This is a genomic window from Bradyrhizobium sp. AZCC 1610, assembly GCF_036924515.1.
In the GTDB taxonomy this organism is placed as follows: domain Bacteria; phylum Pseudomonadota; class Alphaproteobacteria; order Rhizobiales; family Xanthobacteraceae; genus Bradyrhizobium.
Genome location: NZ_JAZHRR010000001.1, coordinates 6,013,907 through 6,032,047 on the forward strand (window position 1 = coordinate 6,013,907; position 18,141 = coordinate 6,032,047).

At 64.0% G+C, this 18,141-nt stretch carries 15 protein-coding genes; 6 read left to right on the plus strand and 9 right to left on the minus strand.

Annotated elements, in window-relative coordinates; all coding sequences use genetic code 11:
- Positions 1 to 65: 65 nt before the first annotated feature.
- Positions 66 to 293, plus strand: coding sequence for a 50S ribosomal protein L31 (gene rpmE / locus V1279_RS29590; RefSeq protein WP_025588166.1), 228 nt, complete (start codon positions 66 to 68; stop codon positions 291 to 293).
- A 110-nt stretch (positions 294 to 403) separates the two neighbouring features.
- Here rpmE and rcdA read toward each other — a convergent pair whose 3' ends face one another.
- Positions 404 to 916, minus strand: coding sequence for a protease adaptor protein RcdA (gene rcdA / locus V1279_RS29595; protein WP_334443271.1), 513 nt, complete (start codon positions 914 to 916; stop codon positions 404 to 406).
- A gap of 461 nt (positions 917 to 1,377) precedes the next feature.
- Entirely contained in the window at positions 1,378 to 1,569 is a 192-nt protein-coding gene (locus tag V1279_RS29600; RefSeq protein ID WP_334443273.1) for a DUF1192 domain-containing protein, read from the minus strand.
- Positions 1,570 to 1,678: 109 nt separating this feature from the next.
- Here V1279_RS29600 and V1279_RS29605 point away from each other — a divergent pair, with 109 nt between their 5' ends.
- Both V1279_RS29605 and V1279_RS29610 read left to right on the plus strand, forming a co-directional pair.
- The gene (locus V1279_RS29605) at positions 1,679 to 2,677 is read left to right on the plus strand and encodes an NAD(P)H-quinone oxidoreductase (protein WP_334443275.1); all 999 of its coding nucleotides are present in this window, start codon (positions 1,679 to 1,681) and stop codon (positions 2,675 to 2,677) included.
- 121 nt (positions 2,678 to 2,798) lie between these two features.
- The gene (locus V1279_RS29610; RefSeq protein ID WP_334443277.1) at positions 2,799 to 5,675 is read left to right on the plus strand and encodes an EAL domain-containing protein; all 2,877 of its coding nucleotides are present in this window, start codon (positions 2,799 to 2,801) and stop codon (positions 5,673 to 5,675) included.
- Between the two features lie 136 nt (positions 5,676 to 5,811).
- On the opposite strand, the gene V1279_RS29615 is transcribed toward V1279_RS29610, so the two are convergent.
- The 6 genes from V1279_RS29615 to V1279_RS29640 form a co-directional block, all read right to left on the minus strand.
- Entirely contained in the window at positions 5,812 to 7,353 is a 1,542-nt protein-coding gene (locus tag V1279_RS29615) for a L,D-transpeptidase (RefSeq protein ID WP_334443279.1), read from the minus strand.
- A 278-nt stretch (positions 7,354 to 7,631) separates the two neighbouring features.
- The gene (locus V1279_RS29620; RefSeq protein ID WP_334443281.1) at positions 7,632 to 8,279 is read right to left on the minus strand and encodes a hypothetical protein; all 648 of its coding nucleotides are present in this window, start codon (positions 8,277 to 8,279) and stop codon (positions 7,632 to 7,634) included.
- Positions 8,279 to 8,842: a c-type cytochrome gene (locus tag V1279_RS29625; RefSeq protein WP_334443284.1), complete on the minus strand. Its 564-nt coding sequence runs from the start codon at positions 8,840 to 8,842 to the stop codon at positions 8,279 to 8,281. The genes V1279_RS29620 and V1279_RS29625 overlap by 1 nt, the downstream gene beginning before the upstream one ends.
- 61 nt (positions 8,843 to 8,903) lie before the next feature.
- On the minus strand, positions 8,904 to 10,688 hold the full coding sequence (locus tag V1279_RS29630) for a PQQ-dependent dehydrogenase, methanol/ethanol family (RefSeq protein WP_334443287.1): 1,785 nt from the start codon (positions 10,686 to 10,688) through the stop codon (positions 8,904 to 8,906).
- A gap of 121 nt (positions 10,689 to 10,809) precedes the next feature.
- Positions 10,810 to 11,313, minus strand: coding sequence for a copper chaperone PCu(A)C (locus tag V1279_RS29635; protein WP_334443289.1), 504 nt, complete (start codon positions 11,311 to 11,313; stop codon positions 10,810 to 10,812).
- Positions 11,314 to 11,571: 258 nt separating this feature from the next.
- Positions 11,572 to 11,829, minus strand: a complete 258-nt coding sequence (locus tag V1279_RS29640; protein WP_334443292.1) for a DUF7662 domain-containing protein — start codon at positions 11,827 to 11,829, stop codon at positions 11,572 to 11,574.
- 166 nt (positions 11,830 to 11,995) lie between these two features.
- Between V1279_RS29640 and V1279_RS29645 the strand changes: the two genes are divergently transcribed.
- Positions 11,996 to 13,489 (plus strand): diguanylate cyclase, encoded by a 1,494-nt coding sequence (locus V1279_RS29645; protein WP_442894922.1) that lies wholly within the window; start codon positions 11,996 to 11,998, stop codon positions 13,487 to 13,489.
- A gap of 210 nt (positions 13,490 to 13,699) precedes the next feature.
- On the opposite strand, the gene galU is transcribed toward V1279_RS29645, so the two are convergent.
- Positions 13,700 to 14,578, minus strand: coding sequence for a UTP--glucose-1-phosphate uridylyltransferase GalU (galU, locus tag V1279_RS29650; RefSeq protein ID WP_334443297.1), 879 nt, complete (start codon positions 14,576 to 14,578; stop codon positions 13,700 to 13,702).
- A gap of 227 nt (positions 14,579 to 14,805) precedes the next feature.
- Here galU and V1279_RS29655 point away from each other — a divergent pair, with 227 nt between their 5' ends.
- Positions 14,806 to 16,182, plus strand: a complete 1,377-nt coding sequence (locus tag V1279_RS29655) for a lytic murein transglycosylase (RefSeq protein WP_334443300.1) — start codon at positions 14,806 to 14,808, stop codon at positions 16,180 to 16,182.
- A gap of 156 nt (positions 16,183 to 16,338) precedes the next feature.
- Positions 16,339 to 18,078 (plus strand): SGNH/GDSL hydrolase family protein, encoded by a 1,740-nt coding sequence (locus tag V1279_RS29660; protein WP_334443302.1) that lies wholly within the window; start codon positions 16,339 to 16,341, stop codon positions 18,076 to 18,078.
- The last annotated feature ends 63 nt before the right edge of the window (positions 18,079 to 18,141 follow it).

The window sequence follows — 18,141 nt, forward strand, 5'->3', positions numbered from 1 at the left end:
TAGAGCCGCCAAATCCCGTATCCCCTGACATTTGCGACGGGCGCCGGCGCGCCGAAGGATATGCCATGAAAGCCGAAATTCATCCGAATTATCATATGATTACGGTCGTGATGACCGACGGGACCGAGTACCAGACCCGCTCCACCTGGGGCAAGGAAGGCGACAAGCTGAACCTCGATATCGACCCCAAGTCGCACCCGGCCTGGACCGGCGGCTCGCAGCAGCTCCTCGACCGCGGCGGCCGTGTGTCGCGCTTCCAGAAGAAGTTTTCGGGCTTCCTCAAGAAGGATTGAGGGTTTTCGGACCCTCCCTTGCTCCCGCCCAGACATGCAAAAACGCCCCGGTTTGCCGGGGCGTTTTTTTGTTTTTCACCCGTCATTGCGGGCGAAGGGAGTTTCCGAGCTTACTGCTCGAAAGCCGCCTTCAGGCGGTTGAGCTGCGGCACCAGCGGGTTGCCGATCGGGGCCCGTTCCGCTAGCGGCGTGTGGATCGTGGTGTCGAGCCGGCGAACCCGCGCCTGCAGGCTCATCGAGCGTGCAATCAGATCCTGCAACTGCTGCGGCAGCTTTGCGATCATGTCTTCAGACCCGGGTTCGGCGGCCGTGAGCTTGACCTTGGTTTTTTCCCGATTGGCCTGGGTCAGCGTCATCTCGCCTTCCTTGACCGCGCGATGCAGCAACAGCCAGGACGCGAGCTGCATCAGGCGGGTGGTGAGGCGCATGCTTTCGGTTGCGTAAGTGAGGCTGACAGAACGTTCGAGTGCCTTGGCCTCAGAGCGGCCGTCGCCATCGAGATAGGCGGCGGTTTCCTCTACCAGATCCATGCCTTCCCGAAACAGGGTTCCGAACGCCGCAGAATTGGTAAGCCGCTCGCTGAACTGAACGAGCGCGGATTCGCTTTGCGAACGGTCCGCCATGGTTAACGCCCTCACGCCACTATTTGCCCCGCCGGCTGTGAACCACCGGCTTATGATGAACAAATCATTGCTCGGGCGAGGTCGAGAGTCCAGCGGCAACCGGATTTATGGTTTCCAGCTCGTGGGGGCACAAAATAGCCGTGCTGCGCACAAAAAAGAGCCGCCGTTTCCGGCGGCTTTTGAAGTTGATAACAGGGAGGCGTCAAACAGAGTGGACAGGAGCCACTCGGTGTCCAAACGAGGACGATGCCAGTCATAAAGGAGAAAGCTTAACGGACCGTAAACGAACGATTTTCTTTAGGGATTATTTGCCATGTCGGCCATTGGCCGAGTTTGGACTTGCGTTCTGCGAAGGGTAGCCCGGATGGAGCGCAGCGCAATCCGGGGCCGGCGCAACCGGATGGTGCGTTCCCGGATTGCGCTACGCTCCATCCGGGCTACAAGTTGACGTCGCGCGATGTCTACGACTTGAAGAAGCTATTGGCGGCATCCTTTGACGCGCGCTTCTTCGTCATGGCGGCTTGCAGCCGCTCGATCTCCGAATTCATCAGCGCGATGCGCTCGGTCAGTTCCTCGACCGACAGCAGCGACAGATCCTGGCCGATCTCGTGGGTGATTTTTTTCCGCGGCTTGTCGTCATCCTCGATGGCCATGCGTTTCCTCCGTATTTAACGAACCTGTGAAGCGGTTGCCAGCCGGAGCCGGGCTGGCTAATCAGGGGCCGCCTTCAAATTCTTCTTTAGCGTTTCGCAAGGACAAATCATGGAAAAGCTGCCCGCGCAAATGACCGTCATCGGCATCAGCAAGCCCGGCGGCCCCGAGGTACTGCTGCCGGAAACCCGCGCCGTGCCTGCGCCCGGTCCGGGCGAAATCCTGGTCAAGGTGATGGCCGCCGGCGTCAACCGTCCCGACGTTGCCCAGCGCTCCGGCGCCTACCCGCCGCCGCCCGGCGCCAGCGACCTGCCCGGCCTTGAAATCGCCGGCGAGGTGGTAGCCCTCGGCGAAGGCGCGGCCAAGCACAAGCTCGGCGACAAGGTGATGTCGCTGGTGGCGGGCGGCGGCTACGCCCAATATTGCATTGCGCAAGACGCGCAGGCGATGGCGGTGCCGCCCTCGCTGTCGATCCAGGAAGCCGGCGCGCTCCCGGAAACGCTGATGACGGTCTGGCACAATGTGTTCGAGCGCGGCGCGCTGAAGCCGGGCGAAACCTTGCTAATCCACGGCGGCTCATCCGGCATCGGCACCATGGCGATCCAGCTCGCCAACGCGTTCGGCTCGAAAGTGATCGTGACCGTCGGCTCACAGGACAAGATCGACGCCTGCCTCAAGCTCGGTGCCATCAGAGCCATCAACTACAAGACCGAGGACTTCGTCGCCGTGGTCAAGGCGGAGACCAACAATGCGGGCGCCAACCTGATCCTCGACATGGTCGCCGGCGATTATGTCGATCGCAACTATGACGCCGCCGCGGTAGATGGCCGAATCGTGCAGATCGCAACCCTCAACGGACCCAAGGTCACCGTCAACATTGCCAAGGTGATGGTGAAGCGGCTGACCCATACAGGCTCCACGCTGCGCCCCCGTACTAATGCGGATAAGGCGGCGATGGTCGCGGCGATCGAAGCCAAGGTCATGCCATTATTGCGCGAAGGACGCGTAAAACCGCTGATGGACAGCTCATTCCCGCTGGAAAAAGCCGCCGACGCACACCGGCGGATGGAGACGTCAGCACATATTGGCAAAATTGTGTTGGCGGTTTAGCCGATCGCAAGTGGAGCGAAGGCGGAAACCCTTTGATTCGCTTCGCTTTCATGTCATTTATCGCGGATAACGCCGGGCCATTCGCAGGCCCGAGAGGGTCGTTGTTCGCGGAGTACTGACATTGCGTCTGATCAGGTGCCTTGCGCTGTTAGCGCTGGGCCTCATGATTGTTGCGACCGCGCCAACGGCGCACGCCATTGACGCGGTCAGCGTCCGCAGTGACGCGCCCGCCATCGATCTCACCGCCGTGCTCGACCACCAGCGCAGCGAAACCGACCGCATCCAGGTTTCGACGGCGCCGGGAACCGACGGCATCGTCCGCCGCATCGAGGTCCGCGCCCGCGAGGGCGGACAGAACTGGGTTGTGTTCGCGCTTGCCAACAATACCGACGACCAGCTCGACCGCCTGATCGTCGCTCCGCATTATCGCATCGTGTCGTCAGGTCTCTTGTGGCCCGACCTCGGCCTGTCGCGCATCGCCACCATCACGCCGTCGACCGGCGATCGTCCGGAGCGCCAGGAAAGCGCGACCGCGGACATCTTCCGCATCACGCTCGATCCCGGCGCCGTCATCACCTTCGTCTCGGAACTGCGCACCGACAAGCTGCCGCAGCTCTATCTGTGGGAGCCCGACGCCTACAAGGACAAGGTGAACTCGTTCACGCTCTACCAGGGTATCGTGATCGGCATCTCCGGACTTCTGGCCCTCGTACTCACCATTCTGTTCGTGGTGAAGGGCAGCATCATGTTCCCCGCCGCCGCCGCGCTGGCCTGGGCGGTGCTGGTCTATATTGGCGTCGATTTCGGCTTCTGGGGCAAGGTGCTCGACATGTCGAACAACGCCGAGCGCGTCTGGCGCGCGGCGGGCGAAGCGATCCTGGCGGCGACGCTACTCGTGTTCCTGTTCGCGTATCTCAATCTCAGCCGTTGGCACGTGCGCTATTCCCACATCACCGTCGGCTGGCTGGCCTTCCTCGGCTCGCTGGTGGCGCTGGCGCTGTTCGATCCCGCGGTCGCCTCCGGCATCGCGCGCATCTCGCTGGTGCTGATCGCCTTCGCCGGCTTTACGCTGATCGTCTATCTCTCGACGCATGGTTTCGACCGCGCGGTGCTCTTGATCCCGACCTGGTTCCTGCTGGTGGTCTGGGTGATTGCAGCCGGCATGACGGTGGCGGGCTCCGTCACCAACGACATCGTAGGCCCTGCCCTGCTCGGCGGCCTCGTGCTGATCGTGATGCTGATCGGATTTACGGTCATGCAGCACGCGTTTGCCGGCGGCGGCGCCACCACCGGCATGGTATCCGACGTCGAGCGCCGCGCGCTGGCGCTGACGGGCTCCGGCGACCTGATCTGGGACTGGGACGTCTCCGCCGACAAGGTGTTCACCAGCCCGGAGACCGAAAGCCTGCTCGGGCTGAAACGCGGCACTCTGGAGGGGCCGGCGGCGAAATGGCTCGAGGTGCTGCACCCGCTCGACCAGGATCGCTTCCGTGCCGCGCTCGACAGCGTGCTCGACCAGCGCCGCGGCCGACTGGTGCAGGATTTCCGCCTGCGCACGCCCGATGGCCATTTCATGTGGTTCGCGCTGAAGGCGCGCCCGGTGGTCGGCTCCGACGGCGAGGTCTCGCGCGTGGTCGGCACGCTGACCGACGTCACCGAGATCAAGAACGCCGAAGAGCGCATGCTCCACGACTCCGTGCATGACAACCTCACGGGTCTTCCGAACCGCAAATTGTTCATGGATCGCCTTCGCGCGGTGGCCAATTTCACCAAGAGCATGCCGAGCCTGCGACCGACGCTGATGGTGATCGATCTCGACCGCTTCAAGCAGGTCAATGATTCCGTCGGCATCGCGGTCGGCGACTCCATCCTGCTGACGCTGGCACGGCGGCTGACGCGCATCCTGAAACCGCAGGACACGCTGGCGCGGCTGGCCGGCGACCAGTTCGGCCTGATCCTGATATCGGAGCAGGATCCGGCGCGCATCACCGCGTTTGCCGAAACCATCCGCAAGACCATCCGCGCGCCGATCGCCTTCAACGACCGCGAGATCTTCCTGACCGCTTCCATCGGGCTCGCGCTGTCCGATCCGCAAACGCAATTGTCCGACGAGATCATCAAGGACGCCGAGCTTGCGATGTATCACTCCAAGCGCATCGGCGGCGACCGCATCGACGTCTACAAACCCGCCATGCGCGCCCGCAAGACCGACCGCCTGACGCTGGAAAGCGAACTGCGCCGTGCCATCGAGCGGCAGGAAATTACGATCCTGTACCAGCCGATCGTACGGCTGGAAGACCGCTCGATCGCCGGCTTCGAGGCGCTGGCGCGCTGGGATCATCCCAAGCTCGGCCGGATGTCGCCGTCGGAATTCATCTCGATTGCCGAAGAGATCGGCCTGATCGTCGATCTCGGCATGTTCGTGATGGACCAGACCGCGCGGCAGCTTTCGGTGTGGCAGCGCGCGATGCGCTCGCGCGAGCCGATCTTTGCCTCCGTCAACGTCTCCTCGCGGCAGTTGCTGCGCCACGATTTGATCCACGATATCCGCACCGTGCTGTCGCGCTCCTCGGTGGCGCGCGGCACGCTCAAGCTGGAGCTGACGGAATCGCTGGTCATGGAGAACCCGGAGCACGCGGCGCAGATGCTGACCCGCATCCGCGAACTCGGCACCGGGCTGTCGCTCGACGATTTCGGCACCGGCCATTCCTCGCTGGCCTATCTGCAGCGCTTCCCCTTCGACACCATCAAGATCGACCAGTCCTTCGTGCGCACCACCAGCCGCGGCACGCGCCCCGTGATCCTGAAATCGATCATCGCGCTCGCCCACGACCTCGGCATGGACGTGGTGGCGGAAGGCGCGGAGACGGATTCGGATGCGGTCGAGCTCTATCAGCTTGGCTGCGAATACGCCCAGGGCTTTGCCTTCGGCGAGCCGATGGACGCCGACGCCGCGATGCGGCTGCTCACGGAAGAACGGCTCGAAGCGGCGAGCTAGCCTCTTCGTCGCCCCTGCGAAAGCAGGGGCCTATACGCCGCGGCCTGTCCGTGAAGTGATGGGGCCAATTGCCTTCGCTACAACAACGCCTTGTGGTTATGGGTCCCCGCCTTCCCTGCGCGCGACGTGCCGCGTCTTACCACCAGCCCGGTTGCACCGGACGATAGTACTGGCCGCCGCGGCCGCGCGTGTTGCCGGTTTGGGGGGCCGGACCGCGCGGGAAATTGAAGAAGCCGAAGCCGTCATCGCCCTGGACGTCGTCGCTCGCAACGCGGACATCGACCGTCGGCCGGCGCGTCACGAAGCCGCCCTGGGGCTCGTTGTTCAGCACCGCGACGAACTCGGTGCGATAGTTGGTCTCGCTGCTCAGCGGCTCGTCCGAGACGACGATCGAGGATCGCGGCAATGCGGTCGGCGCGATGCGATCGAGCACCTCCTGCGGGATGGTGATACGGTCCAGCGCGGCCTTGGCGTTGTCGCCGTTGTCGATCGTGACCGCGGTCCAGCGCAGGCTCGCCTCGTTGCGCGCCACCGCCGTGAACACATGCGTGCCGATCGGTCTTTCGGGATTGCGGATCGTGACCGGAACCTCAATCGTCGCATCGAACACGATGCCGCCGCCGTCAGGTGCCGGCTTATGCGTGGGGCGGCGCACGTAAAGCTTCTGCGTCGCGCGGCTGATGTAGATCGAGACCGGCTCGAGCGCGAGCTTCGCCTCGCTCGCCGCTTTGGCGGTGTCGGCCTTCCTGGTCTCGGCCGCCTTGGCGGCGTCCCTTGCGGCGGCGGCACCGGGTTTCGACTGCGCGTCATTCCTGGCAGTGTTGATCTGGTTCACCAGTTCCGCGGCCTTGGCGGCGGCCTTTTGCTTGAGGTCCTCGGCCCGCGCCTTGGCCTCGTCGGTCCTGGCGGCGGCGAGCGCCTTGTCGGCGTAGGCGAGCCCGGCGTCGGCGCGGGTCTTGAGCCCCTCCAGCTTGCGAAGCGACACCTTGAGCGCCGCCGCCTCGCGCGCCGCTGTCGCGGCGGCTTTCTTCGCCTCCCCGGCAGTCCAGGCGGCCTCCGCGGCCTCGCGGGCGAGCGTCTCGGCGCGGGTCGGTGCAGCCGCAATGGCCTCCGGGCTCGGCATGAATAGCGCCGGGTGGGAGAACCCGACCGGCTCGGCGTTATCAGGCGAGACGATTACCCGCATCCCGATCCGCGTCCTGTCGAACAACTTCTCGGCAAAGCCAAAAGGCATCCGCACGCAGCCGTGCGAGGCCGCATATCCGGGCAGCGGCCCGCCGTGCAGCGCGATGCCGTTCCAGGTGATGCGCTGCATGTTCGGCATCTCGGCATCGTCATAGAGGCTCGAGCGGTGATCCTTGTTCTTCTCGAGGATGGCGAACACGCCGGCGGGCGTCTCGCGTCCCGCGGTGCCGGTCGATACCGGCGCGCGCAGGATCCAGCCGTCGGCGTCGTAGATAGTGACTTGCTGGGTCTTGATCGACACGATCGCCATGATCGGCTCGCCTGCATCGCGCGGCGCCGTCGCCTCGGTGGGAGGCTTGGGGCGCTCCTGTCTCGCCGTGGCGCCGGCGGTCAGCGCCGTCAGTGCGGCCATCACCGCGAGCGTCACGATGGCGGGGGAACCCCAACACCGCATCGCCACGGTGGATCGCGCCGTCGTAACTCGATTCACCATGCCACGCCCCGGTTGAAATGCCTGTCCGTGCTTCCGTCGATCAAGTATCAGATCGCGCCTTTTGGATTAAATAACGGCCGCCGCCGTCCACGCCGCCAATTCGCTCCTTAAGACTATCGGCACGTTCCGTTGGCAATTCTCTCATATACGACAGCCCGCGTAGCAGGAAGGGTGACTCGCGGCTGAAATTGGGTACTTTTTGGACCTGCAGCATGAAGCGAGACGACGCCTGCTCCAGAGGTAGACCAACTCAGGCAACCAGCACCATCGGCAATGCTCTAATCCCTGGCTCGCAGTATGCTGATCCGCGTTTCATCGACGAAACTCTTGATGTCCTGATCGGGGCGGCGGAACAGATTACGTTCGACAATGAGCGAACGGCCGCTGATCGTCTTGGTGCAGCGCTCCTTGAGGTAGATGCCTCCCACTGGCTGATCTCCTGCATCCGGCTGGCCCTCGGTGCATGCCCAGCCGTCCGAGCCGTAGCGCGATTTGGCCTGTAGCCCGAGCAGAAACGCCTTCTTCCGGATATAGAGACGCGCCTTCGGATCGGTCTCGATCTGCAAACCGGCGACATGGCCGGTATCGTCGATCAGCAGGGTCAGAATTGCAGGATGACCTGCCACCATGGTGCCGTCCCGGCTGGTCGAGGGATCGTAACCAAACCGGATCGCCCGTGTCCCACTCGCGTCGGCAGGACAGTCACGCCAGCTCTTCCAGCCAGCCAATGTGCGCTTCGGATCGGCCGCGCAGTAGAAGTCGACGTAACCGGTCTCCACCAACTCGGCCGCGGCCATTCCGAGGCGAATGTCACGCAGATCGTTGCCGCCGAATTCTTCCGTACCGGCCGGCGAGCTCGCCAGCGCGACCGCCAGCCAGGCCATGAGGCCCGCAGCAAGAACTCCCGGCAACTTTAATCTGCGCATCACTGGTTCTTCCCCGTGCTGGCGGTCGCATCATCCGACTTCTGCGTCTTGTAGACGTCGCATACACGCGATGTGTTTGAGAAGAAGGCGACGCATTCCGCGTAAGTGGGCTCGCCCGCTCCCTTGATATGGGCGATCACGTAGTCGGCGACGGCTTCGATATCCTTCGGCCGCAGGAACGTTCCGCCCTCGGGCGGCATCTGTGCCCCCGCGTCCTGGCGGTTCATGCCGTGGCATTTCACCTCATCGTAGGCGCCGCGCATGAAGAACGGCATCCCCGTGCCCGGCCGCCCGCAGCCGACGGCTTCAATGATCTGATCCCGCGTCAGCTCGGTCCTGCGCAGCGACAGCGCATCGCCGCCATAGCCACCGCCGCCATTGCCGTGCCATTTGTGGCAACCCATGCAATTGGCCTTGCTGAACACTGCCTTGCCGGCATTGGTCGGATCCGAAGCCGGCGCTTGCGCCGACTGGCCGTAAGCAGCGGTACCAATCGTAAAATTCAGGGCGACGACGCTCACGAGCAGGCCTGCCGCCACCGGGAATCGGTTGAAGATCATCATTGCGTCTCTTGTCGAAGAAGCGGGAGGGCCCGCGGTTGGCGGACCCTCCGTTTTTGGGATGTCAGAGTGCGAACACGTAGAGCATCGATCCCGGCTGTATCTTCTTCAGTTCGGGCGTCGAATCGATGAACCACTTGTCCCAGGCGCCGCCGAGGCCAACCAGAATGGCGACATACTGTTTGCCATCGACCGTAAACGTCATCGGCGGCGCGTTGACGCCGCCGCCCGTGTTGAACTCCCAGAGCTTCTGCAATGACTTGGCGTCAAGGGCATGCACTTCGCCGGATGGCTGGCCGGTGAAGACGAGGTCGGGAGTCGCAAGCATGCCGCCCAGATTGGGGAACGGCGTTTCCATTTTGCCGGCGATCTTGCCGGTCGTCACATCGATCGCCGTCACGCTGCCGGTGATCTTGAACGGCTGGCTCGGGCCGCCGCCGGTCCAGAACTCCCGCGGTTTCAGTTTGTCCGGCGTCATCACCTCGACCTTGATGCGATTGCAGCTCTCGATCACCGGGATGTACCAGAGCTTCAGATCCGGATTGTAGGCCGTCGGCGGCCAGTTCTTGCCGCCCATGTTGCCGGGGCAGATGTCGGTTTCCATGTTGGTGCGGCTTGGCGTCACCGACGCGATATAGGTCTGCACGGACTTGTTCGGGTCATACTCGATCGGCTTGCCGGTCTCCGCGTCGAGCCCTTTGGTCCATGTGACTTTCTTGACGAAGGGGAGGCCCCAGACGAACTTGCCGTTGGTGCGATCGATCGCATAGGCGAAGCCGTTGCGGTCCGCTTCGAGCGCGAGCTTCCGCGGACCACTGGGCCCGGGGATATCGACCAGCACGTTTTCCGCCACGCTGTCGTAGTCGTAGGGGTCGTTCGGCGTGTGCTGATAGTGCCACTTGATCTTGCCGGTCGTGGCGTCGAGGGCCAGTGAGCTGTCAGTGTAAAGGTTGTCGCCCGGCCGGTAGGCGTTATCCCAGTCCGGTCCGGGATTGCCGATGCCCCAGATGATGGTGTCGGTTGCGGGATCGTAGGTGCCGGTTACCCAGGTCGAACCGCCGCCGGCGGCAGCCGCGTTGTTGCTGTCTTTCCAGGTCTCGATGCCGGGCTCGCCCTTGCCCGGGATTGTGTAAGTGCGCCAGACCTCCTTCTGGGTCGCAAGGTCGGTGGCGGCGATCCAGCCACGGATGCCGTACTCCGCGCCGGCGACGCCCGTGATCGCCATGTTCTTGACGATCAGCGGCGCGCCGGTGATCGTCTCGCCCTTGTCCGGATCGGCCACCGTGCGCTGCCAGACGACCTGGCCGGTTTCCTTGTTGGTCGCGATCAGCCGGCCATCAAGCGTATGGGAAATGACGAGATCACCCCACAGTGCGACGCCGCGGTTGTCGACGCCGCAGCATGCTACGGCGCCAGCCCAGTCACGGTCGGTCTTGGGGTCCATCTTCCAGACCAGCACGCCCCGGCCACCATGCGCATCGATCTTGTAGACCGAACCCCAGCCATCGGTGACGTAGAGAAAGCCGTTTTCGGCAATCGGAGTGCCTTCCAGCCCGCCATGGCTCCAGATACCGCCGCCCTCGATGCCGCCGAGGTGCATGGTCCAGGCGACCTTCAGGTTCTTCACGTTATCGCGGTTGATCTCCTTCAGGCTGGAGAACCGGTGAGCCGAGTAATTCTGATGATGATGAAGCCAGTTGCCCGGCTCCTTGTCGACGTTGAGCAGCCGTTCCTGATTGACCCCGTCCGCGGAGACAGGCAGTGCGCCCAGCACGCTTGCGGCAGCAACCGCTACGGCGAGCCGACAGGCTCGCGTTAACATTTTTGTGTGACCGGAAAATCGTTCCATGAGTAGTGCCCTCCTTGTTTGCAAGTTCTTGTGGCAGTTCATGTTGGATTGAACGTCCGGCATATCCGGGCGTTTCGCTGACGGGCCCCATTCAGCGGGCTTCACCAGTCCGCTGTCGCGATCACGGCGTTCGTGAAACCTGCACCTCCGTTTCTTTGGTTCCGGCTTTCTGGAAAACGACGGCGCATGTAAACCTCTCGCCGTCGACGAGCTTCTGCCGCGTCTGCAGCAGCATTACGTGATATCCGTCGTGCTTGAGTTCGATCGTCTTGCTCTCCGGGATCGGAATGGACTTGATCTCGCGCATGGCGGGCGCGCCTTCGCCGCGATCGACGGTGTGCTTTACGGCGAAATTCGCAAACGGACAGCGGACGCGCAGTATCGCGTCGGCTTCGGCCGCATCGTTTCTGATCGTCATCAGTAGCGGGAGATCGATACCAACCTCGTCGGAGGCGGGCACCTGGGCGCTCGTCACCTGCAGTGCGTCGCCTGCAGCAGCGAAGCCGGGCGCCAGCCCAAGACCAGCAACAAGTCCGAGCGCGAGAAAGCGGGATCGGCCGAACAGCGCAGCCCACCCTGCCCGATCAAGAGCACCATCACGACTTGATGTCGCTATGGCGGTCATCGGCTATCGCCGCGGCCATCAGAGATTTGCAGGCGCGGGACGCCCAAACGACCATGTCGTCCGACTCATCGGCGCCATCCTCCCACGATTGATTTTCTTCTTGTCTTTTTAGTTGCGCCCCAAATTGAGGCGACGGTAGGGCCGGCGTCTGGAAAATGAATCCAACAGGAGGCTCGCCCGGTATATTCCATACCAATCGATATCCTGCGCGGAAACGCGGCGCTGCACGCGCGGTGATGACGGGTGAACGGCGCGCGCTCACCGCCTCACGGGCATCTTCTTGAACTTCACGCTCTTTCCATCCGCCTGCCGCGTCGCGATGTAGCCGGCTTCCAGGCAGGCCTCGCGCTGCGGCATTTTCTCTTGTGGACTACGGAGGGTTTCCCACCATGACGCACGATGTGCGGCGCGCGGCAGGGCCGCGTCGATGATCTCCTCGATCTGCTCGAAACTCAGCACGAATTCAGGAAGTTTCTGCTTCTTCAGATAGTCCCGCAGCAGGTCGTAGTCGTTCACCTGTGTCTCCAATGGCGATTTGCACAAAACCGTCGCTCCCGGCAACCAAGCGTTAACTGATTATCATATCGCTGTCGCCGTTTAAGGCCGCAACAACATATCCGGCCGCATACCGGAAGGCTTGGAGCGGTCTATGTTATTTGGACGGCAAAGCGTTGTGACCAGAATTGGCTGGTTCAGGAAAGACTCCGGCCGCCGACCCTGGCGGCTGTCGGCGAAGCTGTTGATCGCGTCGTCGATCGCGACCGTGATCGGGTTCTCCACGATTTGCACCAGCGTCATGCTCGACATGCGCCGCGGCGAGGAAGAGCTAGCACGCCAGACTCTGGAAAATCTCGCAGCCGGCATCGATGCCGACATCAGCCGAAATATCGAACTCTATGACCTCTCGCTACGCAACGTCGCCAGCAATCTGGTGATGCCGGAGATCAAGGGCGTCAGCAGGGAGATCCAGCACCTGATCCTGTTCGATCACGCCGCCACCGCCAAACATTTCGGTGCGATCCAGGTGTTCGACGCGCAGGGCAAGCTGACGCACGACGCGGCAAGCCTCGATCCGGCACCGGAGGATCGAAGCGAAGAGGAGTACTTCCAGGTCCATCGCGCCAGTCCCGATCTAGGCCTTTACATGAGCCGCCCGATGCTGCGCCGCGGCGCCTATTCGATCGTGCTCAGCCGGCGCATCAACGATACCGATGGTGGTTTTTTTGGCGTCGTGGTGGGCTCGATCCGTTTCACTTATTTCCATGACCTGTTCGGCCGGCTGACCCTCAATCCCGGCGATACGATCACGGTGCTGCGCCGCGACCGAACGATCATCATGCGGACGCCTTTCGACCTGGATGTCATCGGGAAGAATCTGGCGGAGCGGCCAAAGTGGCGCGCGGACAATTTGAAGCAAGGCACCGCCTATGCCGGCGTCGGGCCGGTCGATCCGACACCGCGGCTTTACGTTCGAAGCGGCAGCACGAACTTGTTCTTTGTCGTGGTCGGAAAGCCGCTGGCGAGCATCCTGAGCCTTTGGCACCGGGAGGTGCTACGGATCGGGGCGGTCATGATGGTGCTGATCCTGTTCGTGGTCGGCACCACGCTGTTCCTCGCGCGCGAGATCGGCCGCCGCGCCGAGGCCGAGCGCAAGCTGGAGGAGCTGGCAACGACCGATGCGCTCACCGGCCTGAGGAACCGGCGCAAATTCGATTCCGAAATCGATCTGGAATGGCGGCGGGCGGCACGCAGCGAGACCCCCGTCGCGGTGCTGATGATCGATGCGGACCACTTCAAGGCCTACAACGACACCTACGGGCATCAGGCCGGCGACCAGGTGCTGGTCGGCATTGCGATCTGCATTTCGGACTCGGTGCGGCGGTCGGGCGACTGTCCGGCGCGCTACGGCGGCGAGGAATTCGCGGTACTGCTGCCAGGCCTGTCGGCGGTGGAGGCGTTTACCGTTGCTGAAACCATCCGCCGGAAGGTCGAGCAGTGGGCGGAAGACCCCAACGTCACGACGGTCAGCGTCGGCGTGGCGAGCATGACACCGACGGCGGCAATCGACTGGTCCTATCTCATCGAAGCGGCCGACAAGGCGCTCTACGCGGCCAAGGCCAACGGCCGCAACCAGTCGGTGCTCGCCGCGATCCCGAAGCTCGCGCTGGTGGCTTAAGGCGCAGTCTTGTCATGCCCGCCACCCGGTCCGGCCTCTGGCCGGCCGGATGACAGGCTCCGGCGGGCATCCAGTACGCCGCGCCGCTTCGGATCGATCACCAATGCCACGGAGTACTGGATCATCCGCCGGAGCCTGTCATCGGGCGCGCATTCGCGCGACCCGTTGGCGGGCGATGACAGCGGAGAAACGCGGAATGCGTCCCTCTCCTCACTTCTCCAGATACTTTTTCATCTCCGCGCGCAGGCCGTCGCGCAGATCGGCGCGGGCCATGCCGTAGGCGATGTTGGCGCGCAGGAAGCCGGGTTTCGAGCCGCAATCGTGGCGCTCGCCCGCGAACTCCACGCCATAGAAGCTTTGCGTCTTGGCGAGGGTCTTCATCGCATCGGTGAGCTGGATCTCGTTGCCCGCGCCGCGCTCCTGGGTCTCCAGGATCTTGAAGATTTCCGGCTGCAGGATGTAGCGTCCGGTGATCGACAGGTTTGACGGCGCGGTGCCCTTCGGCGGCTTCTCCACCATGCCGTCGACCTCGAACATGTTTTTGGCGAGCCGCTTGCCGACGCCGCAAATGCCATATTGGTGGGTGAGATCGTCGGGCACCGCCTCCACCGCGAGCAGATTGGACTTGCCGCCGAGCTTGGCCGCAGCCTCGATCATCTGCTTCAGGCAGCCCGGGCTGTTCAGCACCAGTTCGTCCGGCAGCACCACCGCGAACGGCTCGTCGCCGACGATGTCGCGCGCGCACCAGACCGCGTGCCCGAGGCCGAGCGGCGCCTGCTGGCGGGTAAAACTCATGGCGCCGGCCTCGGGCTGGTCGCGCGCCAGGATGTCCTGCTCGGCCTTCTTGCCGCGCGCAGCCAGCGTGGTGTCGAGCTCGAACATCCGGTCGAAATGATCCTCGATCACGCCCTTGTTGCGCCCGGTGACGAAGACGAAATGCTCGATGCCGGCTTCCCTGGCTTCGTCGACCACATACTGGATCAGCGGCTTGTCGACGATGGTCAGCATTTCCTTCGGCATCGCCTTGGTGGCGGGCAGGACGCGGGTGCCGAGACCGGCGACCGGGAAGACGGCTTTACGGATTTTCATGGATGTCGAGGGCCTTGGAGATGAGGAAAGTGCTTTGATTGCACGTTGATAGCCGGTTTGCACCCCTGAACAAAGGCGGATGTATGGTAGCGTCTCGCCGCCCCTTGCGCCCGCCGGTCGCCACAACAAAATCCCCTCTGTTAAGCTATTGGAAACCGTGACAGGGCCTTTCTGGCGCGGGGTTGATTGCGACGGACGGGCACGGCATGGGTCTAATGGAACGAGCGATGAGCAATCGAACTGGCGCGATCTTAATCGCGGCCGCGCTGTTGTGTTCCAGCGGGCAGGCCCAATCTCAAGCCCAATCCTCCGGCAACGGCGTTTCGAACTTTTTCGGCAACATCTTCTCCGGACCGAAATCCGGCCCGGTGCAGCAGGCGCAGGCCACGCCCGGCCCGGACGGCGGCCCGCCGCCCTGGAGCGGCGAGGACGGCGCTTCCGGCCATCCGCTGATGACGGCCTCCGCGATCCGGGAGGCCGCCGCGAACTTTCAAAATTGCGTCGCCTCGATGTGGCCTGATGCCGCACGGCGCGGCGTGACCCAGCAAAACTTCGAGCGTTTCACCGCAGGCCTTGCGCCTGATTTGCGCATCATGGACCTGATGGATTCGCAGCCCGAATTCACCAAGGCAATCTGGGACTATCTCGACATCCTCGTGAACGACAACCGCCTCGCCAAGGGCCGCGAGATCCTCGCACAATACAAGCCGCAGTTCGACGCGGTGGAGAAAGCCTACGGCGTCGACCGCTACGCAATCGCCTCGATCTGGGGCATCGAGTCGAACTACTCGACGCAGATGGGCGACCGCAACGTGGTGCAGTCGACGGCGACGCTGGCCTGCGTCGGCCGCCGGCAGGCCTATTTCAAGGACGAATTCCTCACCGCGCTCGAAATCCTCAACCGCGGCGATCTGCGTCCCGAACAGATGCGCGGCTCCTGGGCCGGCGCGTTCGGGCCGACGCAGTTCATGCCGACCGCCTTCAAGCGCTACGCCGTGGACGCCGACGGCGACGGCCGCCGCGACGTCGTCGACAACGCCGCCGATTTGATCGCCTCCACCGCCAACAACCTCAAGAAGGACGGCTGGCAGACCGGGCGGAGCTGGGGCTACGAGGTGGTGCTGCCGGAGGGTTTTAATTTCATGCTGGCGGACAAGGCCAAGGCGATGACGATCGCGCAGTGGCAGAGCCAGGGAATGAAGCGCGCCGATGGCAGGCCGTTCCCGGACACGACCGAGAAGGCCTATCTGCTGGCGCCTGCCGGCACGCAGGGGCCCGGCTTCCTGATGCTGCAGAATTTCCGGGTGATCATGAAATACAACCCGGCCGAGGCCTATGCGCTGGCGATCGGCCATTTTGCCGACCGCCTGCGCGGCGGGGCGCCGTTCGTGCAGCCTTGGCCGCGGCAGGAACGGGTGCTGTCGCGCGCGGAGCGGCTGGAACTGCAGCAGCTCCTGGCCCAGCGCGGCTTCTACCGCGGCACGCCGGACGGCCAGTTCGGCGGCCAGACCCGGGAGGCGCTCCGCGGCTTCCAGGCCTCGATCGGGGCTCCGGCGGACGGATTCGCCTCCTCCGATGTGCTGGAGCGGCTGCGGGGGCGTTAATCCCGCTTTCAGCCCCGAAAGTAACCCTGAAAACCACGATTCGGCAGAAGCCTTGACGGTCAGGTCGGAACCTCGGTTTATGGGGATAATCTGCCCGCTTGCGGCCCGATTCCTCTACTATATTTGACACATCACGACCCATTGCGACCGAGCCGGATGCGAAAGCCAAAGTCCTTCTTGAGCGTGTTCACCGACACCGGCCCGCTGGTGGCGCTGGCGGTTGCGATCGCGCTCCTGATCGGGATCGTCGGACCTGCGTCGGCGCAGTTCTTCAATTTCGGAGGGCCCTCCCGCCCCGCCCCGCGCAGCGGCGGCAGCTGGTTCGGCGGCGATTTCTTTCAGCCATTCCAGCAACAGGCCCCGCAACAAGCGCCGCGCCAGGATTTCTCCCGTGCGCCTGGGCCCGCCAAGCGCGACACGGTGCCGGAACGTAACGTGCTGGTGCTGGGCGACGCCATGGCCGACTGGCTCGGCTATGGTCTCGAAGATGCCTATAGCGAGCAGCCCGACATGGGCGTGATCCGCAAGCACAAGACCGTCTCCGGCCTGATCAAGTATCAGCCGCGCGGCGAGCCCGCCGATTGGGCCGCGGCTGCCAAGGGCATCCTCGCCACCGAAAAGCCGGATGCCATCGTCGTCATGCTCGGCCTCCACGACCGCCAGGCCATCCGCGAGGCGGTCATCGAGAAGAAGGCCGACAAGAAGGAAGACAAGAAGGAAGCGCGCGGCAAGCCGGGCGATGCAAAGCTAAAGCCCGAAAGCTCGGCTGATACTGCCAAGGCCGATGCTGGCAAGGCCGATGGAACCAAGGCAGACACGGCCACCGCGAAGGCTGATACTGCAACGGCTGACGATGCCGAGGACGATGATGCGGCGCAAATCGCCGCCCCCGAAAAGAGCGCGCGCTCCGGCGGCGGGCTCTACGAATTCCGCGACGAGCGCTGGGTCGAACTCTACGCCAAGAAAATCGAAGAGCTGATCGGCATCCTGAAATCCAAGGGCGTACCGGTGTTGTGGGTCGGCCTGCCTGCGATCCGCGGGCAAAAGGGAACGTCCGACATGCTGTTCCTCGATGCGCTGTATCGCGACGGCGCCGGCAAGGCCGGTATCACCTATGTCGACGTCTGGGACGGCTTTGTCGATGAAGCCGGCCGCTTCCTGCAAAAAGGTCCCGACTTCGAAGGCCAGATCCGCCAGTTGCGTACGGCCGACGGCGTCTTCTTCTCCAGGCCCGGCGCGCGCAAGCTCGCGCATTATGTCGAGCGCGAGGTGACGCGCCTGCTTGCTTCGCGCTCGGGGCCGATCGCCGTGCCGATCGAACCGGCAACGCCCGAGGCCAGTGTCGCGCCCGGCCAGCCGGCGCCGCGTCCGCTGGCCGGACCCGTCATGCCGCTGGTGGCCTCTTCCGTCGGCACCGATCAGTTGCTCGGCGGTCCCGGCTCGCGCCCCGCCGGGGTGGATGCGCTCGCTGCGCGCACGCTGGTGAAGGGTGAAGCGCTGGCGCCACCCGCCGGTCGCGCCGACGATTACGCCTGGCCTCGCCGGGAAATCGGCCGCGAGCAGGCCAAGGGCGACACGCCGGTAGCAGCCGCCTCGCCGGGCGGAACGGTGGCGGCAGTGCCCGGACAGAAGCAGCTTTTGCTGCCGCCGCCGCAGCAAACACTGCAGCAACAACAAAGGAGACCGCCGCCGCCGATGCAGATCAGACCGGCGCAAACCAACGGGCCGTCGCTGCGCGATTTCTTCGGCGGCTTCGGCGCCGCGCCGCGTCAGCCTGCGCCACCACCCGCGGCCGCACCGCCGCCGCGTGGACCCGTGGCCCCCGGCGTGCCGCGCCCGCCGGGTAGTGTCGGACGATCGGCCGAGGTCCCGCCGGGCAATCTCACGCGATTCTGACGCCTCACCTCCGACGCCTCTCGATGAGACACGCGTTCCGGACGATGCAAACCAATGAGGACC